Origin of the sequence: Kitasatospora sp. NPDC048365 (genome assembly GCF_043200835.1) — a bacterium.
GTDB lineage: Bacteria > Actinomycetota > Actinomycetes > Streptomycetales > Streptomycetaceae > Kitasatospora > Kitasatospora terrestris.
The window spans coordinates 206,252-222,581 of record NZ_JBICYJ010000005.1; the positions used below are offsets into that span (position 1 = coordinate 206,252).

Sequence of the window (16,330 nt, forward strand, 5' to 3'; positions counted from 1 at the left end):
GCCCGATCAGCAGGGGAAGGTGCCGCTGTACACCGAGTGGCCGTAGGAGGAGCTGCCCGAGCCGAAGCCGTAGATGCCGTCGTCGCTCCAGACCGCCTCGCGGAAGCCGTTGACGCAGGTCGAGGCCGGCGCGAGGGCGAAGCCCTCCAGGTTGTCGACCGGCATGACGGCCGGGTTGGTGTAGGTCACGTCCGGCACGATCGCGCCGCTCGCGTTGACCTTCATCAGGGTGTGCGTCTCACCGCAGGTGTTGTCGCAGGTCGCGATGATGCGCTGGGTCCCGGCGTCGTACATCACGTCCATCACCGAGGCCTTGCCCGTCGCGACGGTGCCGAAGGTGGTGAACGTGCCGTCGGAGTTCAGGCCGTAGACGTGCAGCGAGCCGTCCCACTCCAGGCCGGCGAAGAACAGGCCCGAGCCGTGCAGCGGGTAGTTCGCCGGGTTGTACGCGGCGCCGGTCAGCGGGTCGACCCAGCCGTTCGCGGTCAGCCAGCTGTCCGGCACGAAGCCGACGCCCTCGAAGCCCAGGTTGGCGTCGTCCTTGCTGCCGGTGTTCAGCTGCGGGAACTGCGAGGTCATGTCCCACTGGTGGACCGGCGTCAGGGTCGTGCCCGTGGCGGCCGGGTCGAACTCCATCACCGTGTCCTTCGGGACGGTGTTGTTGGTGTTGTCACGCTCGGACGTCACGTAGACGTGGCCGTTGGCGCCGACCGTCAGACCCTCGGCGTCCGGCTCGCCGGAGCCGCTCGCGAAGCGGATCTGCTTGCCCGTCGCGCTCCACGACGCGTCCGGCACCCACTTGCCGCCGCTCTTCACCAGCTTGTACAGCCAGTTCTTGTTCTTCGCCGCCCACAGCACCGACGGGTTCGCCGGGTCGAACGCCAGACCGCTCAGGTCACGGCCCTCCGGACCGGTCGAGGTGGTGAACGCGCAGACGTTGTCGGCGATCGTCACGTCCAGCCCGCCCGGCCACGCCGACGTGCCGACCGGCGCCGAACCCGTACCCGACGGTGCCTCCGGGGCGCAGCCGCTGGTCAGCGACCCGCCGCCGCCCAGCAGTTGGCCGGTCTGACCGCCGCCACCGCCACCGCTGCCCGTGCAGTCGTTGGCACTGCCGAGCGTCGCCGTCACCGCCGTGCGGAACCAGCCCGTACCGTTGGCGCACCGCTCGTCCGACGGCTTGGCGCCGTCCGTCGCCCAGCTCACCGAGTCGACCGTGTTGCCGCTGCCGTCCAGCAGGAACACCGAGTCGTTGTCGCCCAGCCCCAGCGTGGAGTTGAACGTCACGTAGCCGCCCGCCGGGATGCTGGTCGCGCTCGGCGAGGAGGAGGAGACCGTCACCGCGGCGTGCGCGGTGTCGCCGTCGACGTACTTCCACGAGCCGATGCTGACCGCGCTCGTCCCGCCGTTGTACAGCTCCACCGTGTCCGAGCCGTTGGAGGTGACCTCGTTGATCCGCACCTTGCTCGCCGCCGGGACCGACGCCGGGCAGCCCGAGGCGTTCGCGGAGCCGAACGTCGTCGTCGAGACCGTGGTCACCCACGCCCCCGTACCGTCGCCGCCGCAGCGCGCCATCGCCGGCTTCGCGTTGTTGGTGGCCCAGTCGACCCGGTCGACCACCGTCCCGTCCGCCGTGTAGATCACCAGCTTGTCCGAGTCACCCAGCCCCTTGGGCGAGTTGAAGGTGACGAAGCCGCCCGCCGCGATCGTGGTGGACGACGGGCTGAACGACTGCGGCGCGAAGCCGTCGTCGGACATCTTCCAGCCGCTGATGCTCACCGCCGTCGACCCGGCGTTGAACAGCTCCACCGTGTCCGAGCCGTTCGAAGTGAGCTCGTTGATCCGGACGTTCTGGAACCCCGCCGGGTCCGCGGCGGCAGCAGGCTGCGCGGCGATGATCCCGGTGACGACCAGACCAGAGAACGTCAAAGCTGCGGCGCACACGGAGGCGACGCCGGCACGCGAGTGTGAGGTAGGCACGAGGCGGAACTCTGGCGACGCAACGTGGAAACCGCGTGTACTCCGGCTGAATCCGGGCTGCTGCCCGCAGGAACGACAGACGCGGGCGGCAGAGCGGCGCGGTCAGGGTGCTGCGTTCCCCTCGAAGTCACCGAGATTGATCAGGCTCACCTCGTTGCTCCAGGCGCTCCAACTCACATGCTTCCGCGCGCCCCAGTAGTAGGCGTCGTATCCCATGAGGTCGCCGTACGCCGTGTTCTCGTGCTCCCGGTTGTCGAGGATCTCGATCATCGCGTGGTCCAGGTCAGGTGAGGGTCGGGACGTCGCCGCCGGGGCGGAGGGTGATGGTGACGCCGGTGGGGAGGCCGCGGGTCCAGGGTGCGGTGAGGCCAGCGAGGGTGTCGGTGTCGGGCGGGGTGCGGCCGAGGCCGATGGCCAGGTGGGTGGTGGTGGGGCCGGTGGCGTACGGGTGCGGCCAGGCGTGGGCGTCGGTGACGCCGGCGTCGTCGAGGGCGGCGACCAGCGCGCGGATCCGGCCGCGGACCTGGCCGAGCAGGGCGTCGAGCGCGTCCGGGCCGTCGGCGCGGAGCGTGAGCACCGCCCAGGCGGCGTGCCGACGGTGCAGGGGCGGCGGGGTGAGCAGTGCGTCGGTGGCGTCGTCGCCGGATTCGAGGATCTCCCAGGCGCGGTAGAGCTCGTGGCCGAGCAGGTCCCGCCCGCCGGCGGTGACCTGGGCGGTGCAGGAGCGGACGGGGGCGGTCGGGGTGGCGACGGTCACCGGCCCCGCCGGGGAGGTGGCGGGCGGGCCGACCGGCTCGCGCCAGTCCCACGCCGCCCAGCTGCCGAAGAAGTGGCGCAGCAGGTCGGCGCCGTCGAGGTCCGGCGCGTCGACGACCGTCCGGGCGGCCAGGACCGACCAGGCGAGGCCGGGCAGGCCGCCGAACGGCGCCGAGTCCAGCCCGCGGGCCTTCGCCCACGCCTTGACCTCGCGCGCCAGCGCGGCGAACGCCGCGTGGCGCGGCCCGACCGCGGCCAGCAGCGCGTCCGCGTCGGACACGGCGCTCAGCGCCACCGCCGCCGCCTCGCCGAGCTCGGCCCGGCGGGCGACCGCCTCGGCGGGGTCGAGCGTCCCCGTGGCCACGACCGCCAGGTCGACGGCGAGACCGTCGACGTCGAAGCGCAGCCCCGGCACCCGGGCGCCGACCACCTGCCGCAGCCGGACGGCCCGCGGCAGCGCCGCCGCCACCCGCGCCGCGAGCGCCGCCGGGTCGGGTCCGCCCGGCAGCACGGCCACCAGGTCCAGGTCGGCGCCGGGCAGCGCGCAGCCCGTCCGCCGCGAGCCGACGAGGTGCAGCACGCCCTCGGCGAGTGCCTCGGCCAGGCGCCGCGTGACACGGCCGGCGAGCGCGTCCGATGCACCGGGTGCGGCGTTCGGTGCGCCGGGTAGGGACGCGGGTGCTGCGTCAAGCGCTCCGGGCACGGGCACGGACGCGGCGGTCTCGGGCAGCCGGCGGAGCTCGCCGGTGCCGAGGGCGAGGACGGCGCGCGGCCGCATCGGCTCCTCGCCGCGCCGCGAGAGCAGCACCAGTTCGCCGACCGGCACCTCGGCGGCGGGCAGCCGCGCTGCGCACTCGGCGGCGAGCCGGTGCGGGTCGCCGGTGCGGCCCAGGCTCAGGTGCGGGGTGAAACCCTCGGAGCGTCCCCGGCAGCGCGGGAAGCGGTCCAGCAGCGCCCGGTGCAGGGCCTGCCACGGGTCGGCGCCGTCCGCGGCCGGGTCGAGCCACACGGTGGAGTCGCCGCGGTGCCGGAAGCTGCGCACCCCGGCGAGCCGGGCGGTGAACGGGGCCACCTCGGCGGCAGCCTCCGCGAGCAGCGGCGCGGCCGCCTCGAACTCGGACTCCGGCACGAAGCCGTACAGCACGTTGACGTGCGGCGGCCAGCGGTGGATCTGCGGGTCGTGCTCGGCGCGGACCGCCTGGATCGCGGGCCACAGCGCGTCCGGCGGCAGCCAGGCGAGCGCGGTGCGCACCGACGGCGCGACGTCGAAGACGCCGCCCGGTGCGGCCCCGCCGGGGCCCAGATCGACCTGCACACCGTAATGGTCCGACGGGTGGAGGCCGTCCGCGTCCGGGCGGTCGCCGAGCAGGACGGCGGTGCGGGCCTGCGGGCCGCCGGGCCGCAGCAGGACGCGGTCCAGCCGGGAGGCCCGGCCGGAGAGCGAGGAGACGGCCGCCAGCGGATTGGCGGCCGGGTCGAAGGTGGGGGTGTCGTCGCCGGCGCCGTGCACGGCGCTCCAGGCGTCCAGCAGTCCGAGCAGCGCGGCCGGGCCGTCGGGGCCGCCGCGGCCGTCGTTGAAGTCGCCGGCCAGCACCAGGTCGCCCTCGATGCCCGCCAGGCCCTCGGCGATCCGGGCCAGTTCGGCCCGCCGGCGGGCCGGTCCGTCCTCCGTGTGGTCGCTGGTCAGGTGGGTGGCGGCGACGGTGAGCGGACCGCCGGCGGTGTCGACGACGACCGCGGCGAGCGCCTTGTGCGGGCCCAGCCGGTGCCGACCCGCCTCCAGCACGGGCAGCCGGCTGAGCAGCAGCAGCCCGCACTCGGGCACGTCCCGCCCGCGCGGATCGGTACCGACCGTCCAGCCGTCCCGCAGCCACGGCTCGCGCAGCAGCAGGTCGACCAGGGCCGGCTCGACCTCCTGCAGGGCGATCACGTCCGCGTCCGTGCGCCGCAGCGCGGCGAGCAGCAGCGGACGGCGGCGCGCGGTGTCGATCCGCTCGCCGTCGTAGCGGTCCCACAGGGTGTTCCAGGTGACCACGCGGACGGCGTCCCGGCCAGGCGACCCGGTCGGGTGCCCGGCCGGGGTGCTGGGCGTCCAGGCGGTGCCGTCCCAGGCGTGCGGGGTGCGGGCGGTGAAGAACGGGGCGTGCAGCCGCCGCCCGTCGCCGGCCCGGCCGGCCGCGGAGGTGTCCAGCCGGTCCACCCCGGCGGCCCGGTCCCACACGGTCTCGCCGTCCGCCTCCACCGACATCACCCGGTGCCACGGAATGTCCCCGCCCGGCGCGAACCCGTCCAGCGGGACGCGCTTGGGCTCGGCCCCGCGCTGCTGAACGATGAGGACGAACCGCGACGGGTCGAACCGGGCGTCCCACCGCACCCGGTGGTAGATCTGCTCGCTGGTGCGCATCAGGAGTCCTCCCCGCCGATCGTGCCCGCCGTGTCCTCGACCGTGCCCGACCCGCCCACGTACCGGGTGCGGTGCGCCTCGCCCGCGTACGGCGGCCCGAAGCGGCGCAGCTGCGTCGCGAGCACCCCGGCCGGCACCGGGTGCGGCCGCACCCCGTTGCGCCGCGCCAGCTCCTCCTCGCCGACCAGGAACACCACCTGGGTGACCAGCGCGTCGCGGCGCTGCGCGATGCCCAGGGCGAGCGAGCGCTGCTGCCGGTTGAGCGAGGTGGCGTCCCACACCACCGTCCCGCCGCGGGCGAGCGCGGCGTCCAGCCGGTCCAGGCCCTCGCGCAGCACGTCCGCGTTGGCCCGCTGGTCGCCGCGGTCACCGCGCTCCTCGCGCAGCCCGTCCAGCGAGACCCGCGCCGCCACCCCGGGCAGGTCGGCGCAGAACACGCTCTTGCCGCTGCCGGACGGGCCGACCAGCTGCACCAGCTGCGGGAAACCGCCCGAACGCCACCGCCAGGTCGCCGCCACCGCGTCGTCCACCCCGCTCACCCGGCCGAGCGCGAACGCCTCCCGGGCCTCGGCCCAGCAGCGGTCGGCGGCGTCCGGGGCGAGGCCGGCGAGCGCCGAACGGAGGCCGGTCCGCAGCTCGGCCAGCGGCTCCTCACCGAGCAGACCGGCGTCCTCGGCGTGCGCCGCCGACCACTCGACCTGCTCGCGGGCGTCCGCCGCCTCCCCGTCGGTCCGGTCGGCGGTCACGGCGGCGGCCACCGCGTGCAGCACCCCGAGATCCGCCGCCGGCGCCAACCGCACCAGGCCCGCCCGGCGGTCCTCGTCCGGGTACGGGCGCTGCAGCACCGGGTGCAGGCCGACCAGGTCGACGACCCGGCGGGCGAGCGGCATCCCGAGCGGCCCGGCGAGCCGCGCCGCCAGCGCGGCCCGGTTGCTGCCCGGCAGGGCCGCCGCCAGCACCCCGGCCAACCGGGCGTCACCGCGCCGGCCCAGCACGTCGAGACGGGCCGTCAGATCGGCCACGGCCGCCTCGGCGGCCGGCGCCCGCTCCGGATCCAGCCCGGCCGCGGCCAGCACGGCCGGCAGCTCGACGGGCGCGCCCGAACGCACCGCCCACAGAGCGGCCGCCGGGCCGAGCCCGTTCGGCACGACGGCGGCGTGCATCCAGTGGGTGTCGGTCTGCACGTGCTGCGGCCGCACCCACTTCGCGACCCGCAGCCCGAAGTCCTCGCGGGGGAAACCCTCGGCCGTACGGACGACGTACCCCTCGACCTGCGAGGTGTCGAAGCGCAACGCGCGCAGGGCCTTCTCGTCGAAGACACCGCGCCACAGCACCCGCGGCGCGGGGACGCCGAGGCGGCGCAGGAAGCGCACCGTCTCGTCCCAGCCGAGACAGCGGTCCGCGTCGTCCCAGACCGAGAAACCGTAGAACCAGCTGTCCAGGCGGTGGTAGGCGAGCGAGTGACGGGCGAACAGGTTCTCCCCGCACACCCGCCACCCGGCCGGCACCGCCGGGCCGATCCGGCCCTGCAGACCCTTCACCCAGGCCCGGGACGGATGGTGACCCGAATCCAGCGAACGGGCGTGCAGGCCGTCCCGGTAGAGCGTGGTGTTCTCGCCGTCGAGCTTCTCGGTGACCACGACCTCCCGGCCGCGCAACCCCTCCAGCCCGCCCGAGCGGACATCGTCCGCCGACGCACCCGGGGACCAGGGCAGGTGCGGCGTCCGCGGATAGGACACACGCATGATTCGCTCCTGACCAGGGGTGACGGGGACCCCGACACTCTAGGAGGCGGGCCCGACCTCCTCCAGCCAATTTCCGTCCACCGCGCTGCCGGTCGCGGTCAGACCGGCAACGCGCCCGCCGGATGGCCGTGCACCCGGCCGCAGGCCGTCAGGGCGAGCACCCCCTGCCCCTCGACGACCGTGCCGGGCGACAACGCGCCGGGGTCGACGGACAGGCGCGCCGCGATGTCGGTGGCATAGCAGGTGTCCGGGATCCCGAGCTCCGCCTTGACCCGCAGGTAGCGGTCCGAGAACGCCTCGGAGTCCGCGAGCGGCACACCGTCGAAGGCCCCGTCGGGGAAACCGTCCTGATGCGGCAGGAGAAAACCCGACTCGGCCGGGTGCGACGGCCCCTCGTCGCCGTCCTCCTCCGCGTCGAACACGTCGTAGAACCGCACCACCTCACCGCCCTCGGCGATGCACCAGGCCGTCCAACCGTCGCCACAACTCATGCCGTACCAGTGCGCGGCCCCGAAACGGCGGCCCAGGTCGGCGCAGCGCCGCCGCACCACCTCCGTCAACGCCTCGTCGTGGTCGTCCGCGTCCTCCAGACGGTGGGTGTCCTCCGAAGGGTGGCCGAAGACCAGCGTCCAGCCGTTGAGCACCGGGCTGACGAACACGCGCGCACAGTCGCTGTGCGGGCGGACCCGGTCCCAGGCGTGGTGATCGTGGTTCCACGCCGCCGCGCCCGTCCGCATCGTCACCGGCTCCGGCCGGCCCAGATCGAACGCCGCCAACACCGCGGCCTGGTCACCCGTCGGCACCGCGTACCAGGAACCGCACAGATGTAAGCCCTCCGGCACCTCCGACAACTGCGCGATCCGCGTCAGACGCAGCCACGCCTGCCGGTCCCGCTCGTCGAGCGCGGCCGGCCCGCCGATCGCCGCGAGCGCCTCCAACGCCCCCGCCCGGACCCGGCGCCCCGACGCGGGCCGACGGCGCAGCCGCCGCAACTCCGGGACGGCCCCGGCGCCGATCGCCCTGAACGCCCACACCGCCCGCTGCCGGACCTCGGACTCCACGTCACCCAGCAGCGGCACCAGCAGGGCGACGGACGCGAGAGCGCCCTCGCCCCGGCTCTGGAACGCGAACAGCGCACCCTCGCGCACCCGGGGATGAGCATGGCGCAGCAGCGGCCCGTAGACCGAGACGTCGTCAACAGCGAGGCGCCCCAGCGCCCACCCCGCACGCCGCGACACCTCCGGCGAGCCCGCCGCCGCGAGCGCCTCCGCCAGCGGGAGCAGAGCGGGCTCCCCGATCCTCGACAGCACGTCCGCCGAGACGGTCCACTCCACCGGCGACCGCTCGTCGCACAGCACGTCGAGCACCGCGGCGACCGCCGCTCCCCCCTGCGCCACGAGCGCATCACGCGCCGGCCGGGTCCCGTCCCAGGAGCCGGTGAGTCGTTCGGTCAGCAGCGAGGTGTCCATGGCCCGGGACCGTAGCGATTCGCACTGACAGTCCGGGCGGTGGAAGTGGGGGGTGGGTCACGACATGGAACCGCCAGGGCCCGAACCACTCGCCGGGGCCTGGCCGGCCCACCCCCCATCGCCGCGAGTCCCTCACGACCTCCGTCCGGCGTGCATGTCCCGCACCGTAGACCCAGCCGCTGACAACGGCGCCCGCCCGCGGGACCGAAACCCGGTTGCACCGGGCCGGAGGATGAGGGACGTGACCGCCGAACAGTGGGCTGTCGCCGGACCGGTAGGAGGAGACTGGATGGCACGAACCTGGGACGAGGCCCGGCTGATCGCCGACGGGTTCGAGCGGGTGTACGTCGAGCACGAGTGGTACAGCGGGCCGCGGGCGGGGGTCGCCGGTGTCGACGGTGAGCCGCACTACTTCCGGGGCGACGACTTCGACGAGGGCGACGAGGTCGATGCGTACTGGGTCTGGCCGGCGAGCGGGGCCGCCGTGGCGCTGGAACGCGAGCAGTGGGCGATTTTCGTCGGGTGGAACGCCCGGTACGAGGCGGGCGCGGCTGACCGGGACAGCCACCCCGGGAGCGGCGGGGTCGACGGGCGGTACGACGATCTGGGGCGCATCCTCGCGCCGTACCGTCAGATGGCGTCCGATGCGCGGTGTTTGCTGGGGGAGCTGCGGTTCGACGACGGCGCGTGGTACCGGCCGGACGGGACGGACTGCTGGTTCCGGTGGCGGCCGGGGCCCGTGCACGCGGTCGACCTGCCGGGGGAGCGCTGATGTCGATCTTCGCCACCTGGCTGCTGCTCGCCGAGGACGGGGACGCGGCTGCCCCGCGGGTCTACAAGGGCTCGCACGCGGATCCGGAGGACGGTGACCCCCGTGGCGGCTGGGTCGAGGTCGCGGCCATACCCAACCACTGCCATCCGGCGGTGCGATGGCAGGTCGCACCGTCGGACGGCCTGCCGGTCGAGTACCTGCGCCTGTCGGTCGGTCAGGCTGCGGAGCCCTCCTCGAGCGGCCTGCCCGGGCAGGCGACGGTGATCCTCGACCGGGCGCAGGTGGAGGACCTCCACGAGACCCTGGGCGCGTGGTTGACCGCGGAGGAGCGGTAGGGCCGCCCCGTGTGGTCGTGCTCCGGAGTGACTCGGTTCGACTCCCCGGGGCGGGAGGCCCGGGGTGGTGGCGGGGCGGCGGATAATGGGCGGTGCCGCAGGTGGGCGGCGTGTGGGCAGGGACCGGCGGAGAGGTGGAGGACGGATGACCCTGGAAGCGGGACGACGCGTCAGGCTGGCGCTGGACCTGGGGATCGGGGCCGCGGTGGTCGGGGAGTTCGGCGAATCGGTGGGGTTCCTGTCGCTGGGCGCCGGGATCGAAGGCACCGTGCAGCAGGTCGACGGCGAGCTCCCGGAGAGCGAGGAGGTCCGCGAGTACCAGCGGCTCAGCGCGCTGCTGGAGGACTACGGCCACACCATGCCGGTGGCGAGCCGGGAACGCCTGGAGGCGGAGATCGCCACGCTGGAACCCGACTGGGCCGCCCACCAGGAGCGCGGCAAGCGGGTCACCGTCCGGGTCCGGTGGGACAACGGCTTCGTCCTCGACGGCGCACACCAGGACATCCTCGTCCCGCTGCAGGCGTGACGCCCGCGAAGCGGCGGGAACGGACGATCGGCTGACGCCACCCCGGCCGACGGGCACGGAGACCGGCGTTCGCAGCGGCGAAAAAGCAGCCTGTGAGGCGGGCCGACGTGTACCGGGAGGGCTGCTCGGGCGTCGTTTCTTTTGGTCGGCGATGCATCGGGCATCATGGTCGCCATTCGCCGGCAAGGTGAGAGGACGTGCGCTGCAGGTGTCTGGGATCGAGCAGGCAGCGTTGACGGAGCTGTGGCAGCAGCGATGGCCCGGTTGTCCTCCGGTGGGGCACCGACTCCGCGGTCCGTACCGGGATGTCTGGGTACGCTTTCACAGTCTTCCGGAGTCGAAGCGGTACGCGCAGGACGAGAGCGAGTACGCCGTCGTCCTGGACCGCTACAACACCGTTCTCGACGAGCTCTTCGCCGGTACGGACGTTTACGTGATCACTCCGGTGTGGACCAGGGAACCCGATGTCCCGCCGCACCGGCCGAACGCCGGCTACTGGAAGAGTCTGCTGGTGGAGGACGACCCCGAGTCGGATTTCCGCACCTATTACCACCTCTTCGTGACCAGGCGTCCCTGGCAGCGCGGCTGCATCGATGACCTGCTGCGGAGCATCGCCGACGACGAGGTGACGGATGTCCTGATCACCGACATCCAGTTGCAGCGCATCCACCTTCCCTACGACGGTGGCGCCGACGTTTTCCTCAACACTCCCGAGGAGCGGGACCGGATGCGCCACCGGCATGCCGGCTGGCTTTCCAGCCACCCGGGCGGTCTCTGACCGGCCCGGGGAACTACTGTCGCCTGCGGCAGGATCCGGTTCATGTGGCCAGCCGGCGGAAACAGATGAACACCGCTGCGATGCCGGCGAAGACGAGGAAGTGCTCGGCCTTCCGCTCGTAGCGGCGGTGCAGCCTGCGGCAGCCGGCGAGCCAGGACATCGTGCGCTCGACAACCCGGCGGTGGCGGCCCAGGCGTTGGGAGGACTCGATGCCTCGGCGGGCGATGCGAGGGACGATGCCACGTCCGCGCAGCCATCGCCGCAGGTGGTCGTAGTCGTAGCCCTTGTCGCCATGGAGCTTGGCGGGCCTGCGTCGGCGCGGTCCGCGCCGAGAACGGATGGGCGGGATACGGTCGGCGGCGCACCACCCGCCGAAACAACTCCCACAGCTCGTCCGGGACAGGCGCTCAACAAGACTCTCCACGACCAGCCGAACGACTCCGAAGCACCAAAAGAAACGATGTCTTGGCAGGGCACGGTGCCTCGCGGCGGGGACCGGCGAAAACCGGTGGCCGGGGCGGGAGCGGCACGGGATGCTACCGGGCATGTTCGATCGTGCGTACGCCGTTCGCATCGTCCAGGAGGACCTGGACCGCAAGTATTCCGGACGTCTGGTGGTGGTCGAGGCGGAGGCGAACCAGCTCGTCTGGGTCGTCCACTACCAACACGAGGAGTACGTCCGTACCCGCAACTCGTGGCATCTCCTCGCCGGGAACCATCCGTACCTGGTCGACCGCGTCGACGGCAGCCTCCACGATGTCCACTCGTTCGCCTACACGAGCGGCGAGTGGGAGGCCGACTACCGGGTCCGCGTCAGGAAGATGCGGGTCCGCACCGCGGTGGACGATCTGCACGACGAGCTCCGGCGGGCGGTGGTGGAGCAGGGCCGGATGACTGCCCTGCGGATGCTGCGCGAACGCGTTCCCGTGCTGTCGCCCGCGGATGCCGTCGCGTACGTGACCGCCTTGCAGGGCGGCGCCGCGCCCGAGCGTCTCCTCCCCGTGGTCGCCGGGGTCGTTCTGCCGCCTCCCGATCCGTTCATGGCCGTGAGGACGATCCGCCCGGGACCGGTTCCCGGCGTCTGTGAGCAGTCGGGCCGGGTCCTCATGTGACGTTGGCGGCGGGTCAGGCGCGCCGATCGGTGCGTGCGTGGGTGGCGAGGAGGTCGGTGAAGGCGGTGGTGAGGCGGTCGGGGCGGGTGCGGGTGTAGGCGGTGAGGGTGCGGCGGACCGGGGGGTCGGGGCGGAGCAGGACGCCGTCGGTGTGGGGCGGGACGATGGTGGCGGGGACGAGCGCGGGACCGAGCCCGGCGGCGGCCAACAGGGGCGCGGCGGAGGTCTGTTCGGCGCGGATCGCGGCGACGGGATGGAAGCCGGCGGCGGCGCAGGCCCGGTCGAGGACGTCGGCGAGGCCGTTGCCCGGCGCGTAGTGGACCCAGGCGCGGTCGGCGAGCGCGGTGAGGGGGACGGCCCCGCCGGGGGTGGCCGCCAGCGGGTCGTCGGCGGGCAGGACGAGCGTGAACTCCTCGACGCCGAGCTCGCGGATCGGCCCGTCCCAGCCGTCCGGTGCCGGTCCGACGGCGAGGTCGGCGGCGCCGGCCGCCATGGCCTCGCGCAGCCGCTCGCCGTGCGGGTACTCGCGCAGCCGGATCCGGACCCCGGGGTGCTCGCGGCGCCACGCGCGCAGGACGGGCGGCAGGATGCCGAGGCTGATCGAGTACACGGTGCCGATCTCGAGTTCGCCGTCCTCCAGGCCGCTCGCCCGGCGGGCCGCGGCGTGCAGGCGTTCGGTCTCGGCGAGGGCGGCGCGGGCGTGGGGGAGGACGGCCCGTCCGAGCGGGGTGGGGCGGACGGTGCGCGGCAGCCGCTCCAGCAGGGGGCCGCCGAGCGCGGTCTCCAGCGCCCGGATCTGGTGGGAGAGCGCGGGCTGGGTGACGTACAGCTGCTCGGCGGCGCGGGTGAAGGACCCGGTGTCGACGACGGTGACCAGGTACTCGAACTGCCGCAGGGTCGTCATGAGCAGAGTTTATCGGCCTGATAGAAACCATGCCTTGGACTCATGGCCGGGTGGCGGGCGAGGGTGGAGGAGCGGTCGACGCGGAGCAGGATCCGCCGACCGGAACCCCCTTCCCACGGACAGGAGTCACCCATGTCTGCATCCTCCCCGCTGGCCGGCAGCCGTCTGATCGTCGTCGGCGCGGGCTCGCGCACGGGCCGGGCCGTCGCGCTCGCCGCGTCCGCCGCCGGAGCCCGGCTCGTCCTCGCCGGACCGGACCCTCGGAAGCTGGAGTGGACGGCGGGCGAACTCGCCGGCGAGGCCGAGGTCCTGCCGCTCGACCTGACGGACGAGCGGTCGATCGCCGAACTCGCCGCCAAGGTCGGCGGCTTCGACCATCTGGTGTCGACCGCCGCGATGCCCGCGAACGGGCCGGTGGCGGAGCTCGACGCGGACGCGGTGCGCCGTGCCTTCGACGCGAAGGTGATCGGCCCGCTGCTGCTCGCCAAGCACCTGGCGGGCCGGGTCGACGGCGCCGGCACGTTCACCTTCTTCTCCGGCGTGGCGGCCTGGCGACCGGCGCCCGCCCGTACCGTGATGGCCACCACCAACGGGGCGCTGGCGTTCCTCGTCCGGGCGCTCGCCGTGGAGCTCGCCCCGATCCGGGTGAACGCCGTCTCCCCGGGCATCGTCGACACCGGCTCCTGGGACGGTCTCGGCGCCGACAAGGCGGCGTTCCTGCGCGGCGTCGCCGAACGCAACCCGGCCCGGCGCGTCGGAGCCACCGAGGACCTGGTGAAGGCCGTGCTGTACGCGATCGACAACCCGTACGTCACCGGCACCGTCCTGCACGTCGACGGCGGCGGCCGCCTCGCCTGACCGCGGCCGTCACGCAGCCGCCGCGCAGCAGGGCGCCGGCCGCCGAGGTCCGGCCGCGCCGACTACGCTGGGCGGCATGCTCGTTGCCGCCGCCGTCTGTCCCGACCTGCCGTCACTCGCCGGTGCATCGGACGGGGACGCGCCGGCGGCGCCGGAGCGGCTGCGCGCGGCCTGCGCGGAGGCGGTGGCCGCCGTCCTCGCCGCGGCACCCGACCTGGTGGCCGTCGTGGCACCGGGGCCGCGGACCCTGCTGCACCCGACCGGCCGGGCGGACGGCGACCTGCCGGCGTCGCCGGGCAGCGGTGTCGGCGTCGGCGCGGCGCTGCTGCGCCGGGCGGGCTGGACCGGTCCGGTCCGCGCCTACGAGGTGGACGACGACCGGTCCTGGCCCGCCAACGGCGAGGACGGGGTCCACCTGGCCGGATGGGCGGACCGGGTCGCGCTCCTGGCCCTGGGGAACGGCCCGACCCGGCCCGACGCCGGCCGGACGACCGGCCCCGACCCGAGGATCGCCGGGCTCGACGCCGGCATCGCCGCCGCGCTGGCCTGCGGCGACGTGGACGGCTGGTTCCCCGACCTGGACGCCGACCTGGCCCGCGAGCTCGGGGTGTCGGGCCGCTCGCCCTGGCAGCTGCTGGACGGCGCCGACGAGGACCTGACGACCCACCGGCTGCTCCACACCGCGGCCGTGGACGGGACCAGCTGCTTCGTGGCGGTCTGGACCCGGTGACCAGGGCCGTCCGAGGGTGCCTCAGGGGCTGCCGGTCGGGCGGTGGACGGTGAGCTCGCCGTAGGTCGACAGTGCGCCGGCCGGGTCGCCGGGGGCGTCGCGCAGGACGGCGTCCAGGAAGGCGAGGGTCGCGCCGGCGACCACACGCGGGCTCCCGGTGCGGCCCAGGGTGCCGACGATCGGTGGCACGGGCGGCAGGTACAGCGGGCCGTCCATGAACGTGAGGTGCGCGGCGCCGGGGACGGTGAGGCGGTAGCTCGTCGCGGTGGTGGAGCCGAGCGCCTCGGTGAGGCGGGGCAGGTAGCGCGAGTCGGTCGCGGACGTGACGGCCTGGGTGAGGGCGAGGGCCGGTCGGTCGAGGGCGGGCGAGGCGGGGCCGTGGGGGTAGCCGTCCAGGTCCACGACGGCGCGGAAGCGGTGGTCCTGCCGGGCCGCCTGCAGGGCGGCGGCACCGCCCAGGGAGTGGCCGGTCACCGCCGCCCGGCCGGTGTCCAGACGCCCGGTCAGCGGGTCGGCGCTCCCGCCCCGGTCCAGGCCGTCGAGCCGGGTGAGGACGAAGGAGAGGTCGGCGGCCCGGATCGCCGTCCAGCCGGCCGCGAGCTTCTCGTCCTCGGCCCGGTCGCCGCTGGAGGCGGTCGCGGTGGTGACCGTCCGGCCGTCGGCGAGGACGACGGCGGCGGAGTCGTACGGGTGGTCGAGGGCGGCCACCAGGTAGCCGTGGCTGGCCAGTTCCTCGGCCCAGGCGGTGTTCTGGGTGCGCACGCCGCCCGACCCCGGGGAGAACAGGACGACGGGGAACCGTCCACCCCCGCCCACCACCGGGGCGTCGAACACCGCGCGAGAGCGGGCCCGCGGCACACCGTCGACCAGGAAGCCCGGCAGGCCGACCCCGCGGGCGAGCGCGGCGGAGACGGTGCGCGCCTCCTGCTCGGTGCGCCCGAGGTACTGCGCCCGCTCGACGCCCGCGGAGCTCGGCTGCGCGGGGTACCAGAGCTGGACCACGACGGTGCGCCGGTCGTCCGGATCGGCGGTGAAGGTCTCGGGGCGGCCGGGGTCGGTCCACTGCACCACCCGGGTACCGACCGCGAACTCCCCCGACGGCTCGGGGAACACCGGCACCGGGAACGACCAGGCCGCCACCGGGCCGGCGGCGATCAGGCCGACGCAGGCCAGCGATCCGGGCAGCGCCAGCCACCAGCGGGCCCGCCACGGGGCCCGGCCGGTACGCCGCCGCAGCAGCGGGGCGAACGCGAACGGCAACGCGAGGGCGGCACCCGCCAGGACGGGCAGCAGCTGCCAGCGGATCCCGGCCGTCAGGCCCAGGACGAGCGAGGACAGCAGGAGGACCGCCCCCGCCGCGAGCACGGTGCGCGGGCGGGCGGCGGGGGGAAGCCAGCGCGCCACCACCAGGGAGACGGCGGCCACCAGGGCGAGGATTTCCAAGGGGGACATCGGCAGTCCCAGGTGTATTTCGGTCACTCGGCCATCGTCGGCGCCGGGGACGCGCCGCCACATCGCTCCCGGGTCGCCCTCGTGCGCACCCGGGGTCGCAACCCGCGGACGGCTCCCGTGCCACCGGAGCCGCAGCCGGGGGCACCGCGCAGGCCGCAGCGTTGCGACTGCGGGAGGTGGTGGGACTCCTCCTGCGGTCGTACCCCGGCGCGGTGTGATCACCCGGTGGACTCATGCGCGCCGCGCGGCCCGCCGCCTACCGTGGCAGGGCGGCGGTGCGCGCCGGGCCTCGCGAGGCGTCCACGCGCCGCGCCCGGCGCGCACCGGGTACAACGCGCCGCCGACCCCGACCGGGGCCGGCGGGAGACCGAACCGACAGGGGGCGGGCGATGACCGAGGCGGCCTCCGGACCAGCGGCCCGAACGGCCCGAACGGCCCGAGCGGCGAACCCGGCACGGTCGCGACGCGCGCTGCCGGCGGTCACGGCCGCTTGGCGCCGGGCCCGGCGG

At 74.8% G+C, this 16,330-nt stretch carries 14 protein-coding genes and 1 pseudogene; 7 read left to right on the plus strand and 8 right to left on the minus strand.

What is annotated here, in order from left to right; genetic code table 11:
• Nucleotides 1-6: 6 nt before the first annotated feature.
• The 5 genes from ACGFX4_RS07230 to ACGFX4_RS07250 form a co-directional block, all read right to left on the minus strand.
• Nucleotides 7-1,929: a lamin tail domain-containing protein gene (locus ACGFX4_RS07230; protein ID WP_393070981.1), complete on the minus strand. Its 1,923-nt coding sequence runs from the start codon at nucleotides 1,927-1,929 to the stop codon at nucleotides 7-9.
• A 153-nt stretch (nucleotides 1,930-2,082) separates the two neighbouring features.
• Complete coding sequence (locus tag ACGFX4_RS07235; protein ID WP_393070982.1) at nucleotides 2,083-2,250, minus strand: hypothetical protein; 168 nt, start codon at nucleotides 2,248-2,250, stop codon at nucleotides 2,083-2,085.
• 13 nt (nucleotides 2,251-2,263) lie between these two features.
• Nucleotides 2,264-5,140 (minus strand): poly(A) polymerase, encoded by a 2,877-nt coding sequence (locus tag ACGFX4_RS07240; RefSeq protein ID WP_393070983.1) that lies wholly within the window; start codon nucleotides 5,138-5,140, stop codon nucleotides 2,264-2,266.
• Nucleotides 5,140-6,885: an RNA ligase family protein gene (locus ACGFX4_RS07245; protein ID WP_393070984.1), complete on the minus strand. Its 1,746-nt coding sequence runs from the start codon at nucleotides 6,883-6,885 to the stop codon at nucleotides 5,140-5,142. Before ACGFX4_RS07245 ends, ACGFX4_RS07240 begins: the two co-directional genes overlap by 1 nt.
• Nucleotides 6,886-6,983: 98 nt before the next feature.
• Entirely contained in the window at nucleotides 6,984-8,354 is a 1,371-nt protein-coding gene (locus ACGFX4_RS07250) for a HEAT repeat domain-containing protein (protein WP_393070985.1), read from the minus strand.
• 289 nt (nucleotides 8,355-8,643) lie between these two features.
• Here ACGFX4_RS07250 and ACGFX4_RS07255 point away from each other — a divergent pair, with 289 nt between their 5' ends.
• The 4 genes from ACGFX4_RS07255 to ACGFX4_RS07270 all read left to right on the plus strand — a co-directional run bounded on the left by ACGFX4_RS07255 (nucleotide 8,644) and on the right by ACGFX4_RS07270 (nucleotide 10,765).
• Nucleotides 8,644-9,126: a hypothetical protein gene (locus ACGFX4_RS07255; RefSeq protein ID WP_393070986.1), complete on the plus strand. Its 483-nt coding sequence runs from the start codon at nucleotides 8,644-8,646 to the stop codon at nucleotides 9,124-9,126.
• Nucleotides 9,126-9,461 (plus strand): hypothetical protein, encoded by a 336-nt coding sequence (locus ACGFX4_RS07260; protein ID WP_393070987.1) that lies wholly within the window; start codon nucleotides 9,126-9,128, stop codon nucleotides 9,459-9,461. The genes ACGFX4_RS07255 and ACGFX4_RS07260 overlap by 1 nt, the downstream gene beginning before the upstream one ends.
• A 145-nt stretch (nucleotides 9,462-9,606) precedes the next feature.
• Entirely contained in the window at nucleotides 9,607-9,987 is a 381-nt protein-coding gene (locus ACGFX4_RS07265) for a hypothetical protein (protein WP_393070988.1), read from the plus strand.
• 208 nt (nucleotides 9,988-10,195) lie between these two features.
• Nucleotides 10,196-10,765 (plus strand): hypothetical protein, encoded by a 570-nt coding sequence (locus ACGFX4_RS07270; protein WP_393070989.1) that lies wholly within the window; start codon nucleotides 10,196-10,198, stop codon nucleotides 10,763-10,765.
• 40 nt (nucleotides 10,766-10,805) lie between these two features.
• On the opposite strand, the pseudogene ACGFX4_RS07275 reads toward ACGFX4_RS07270, so the two are convergent.
• Nucleotides 10,806-11,120, minus strand: a pseudogene (locus ACGFX4_RS07275) (transposase); the annotation flags it as partial.
• Between the two features lie 178 nt (nucleotides 11,121-11,298).
• Here ACGFX4_RS07275 and ACGFX4_RS07280 point away from each other — a divergent pair.
• On the plus strand, nucleotides 11,299-11,877 hold the full coding sequence (locus tag ACGFX4_RS07280; RefSeq protein WP_393070990.1) for a YrhB domain-containing protein: 579 nt from the start codon (nucleotides 11,299-11,301) through the stop codon (nucleotides 11,875-11,877).
• 13 nt (nucleotides 11,878-11,890) lie between these two features.
• Here the strand turns inward: ACGFX4_RS07280 and ACGFX4_RS07285 are convergent, their stop codons facing one another.
• Complete coding sequence (locus tag ACGFX4_RS07285) at nucleotides 11,891-12,781, minus strand: LysR substrate-binding domain-containing protein (RefSeq protein ID WP_393070991.1); 891 nt, start codon at nucleotides 12,779-12,781, stop codon at nucleotides 11,891-11,893.
• Between the two features lie 132 nt (nucleotides 12,782-12,913).
• On the opposite strand from ACGFX4_RS07285, the gene ACGFX4_RS07290 reads away from it, so the two are divergent.
• Both ACGFX4_RS07290 and ACGFX4_RS07295 read left to right on the plus strand, forming a co-directional pair.
• Complete coding sequence (locus tag ACGFX4_RS07290) at nucleotides 12,914-13,639, plus strand: SDR family oxidoreductase (RefSeq protein ID WP_393070992.1); 726 nt, start codon at nucleotides 12,914-12,916, stop codon at nucleotides 13,637-13,639.
• A 76-nt stretch (nucleotides 13,640-13,715) separates the two neighbouring features.
• Nucleotides 13,716-14,369, plus strand: coding sequence for a hypothetical protein (locus tag ACGFX4_RS07295; protein ID WP_393070993.1), 654 nt, complete (start codon nucleotides 13,716-13,718; stop codon nucleotides 14,367-14,369).
• Nucleotides 14,370-14,390: 21 nt separating this feature from the next.
• On the opposite strand, the gene ACGFX4_RS07300 is transcribed toward ACGFX4_RS07295, so the two are convergent.
• Nucleotides 14,391-15,884, minus strand: a complete 1,494-nt coding sequence (locus ACGFX4_RS07300; RefSeq protein ID WP_393070994.1) for an alpha/beta hydrolase family protein — start codon at nucleotides 15,882-15,884, stop codon at nucleotides 14,391-14,393.
• Nucleotides 15,885-16,330 lie beyond the last annotated feature (446 nt).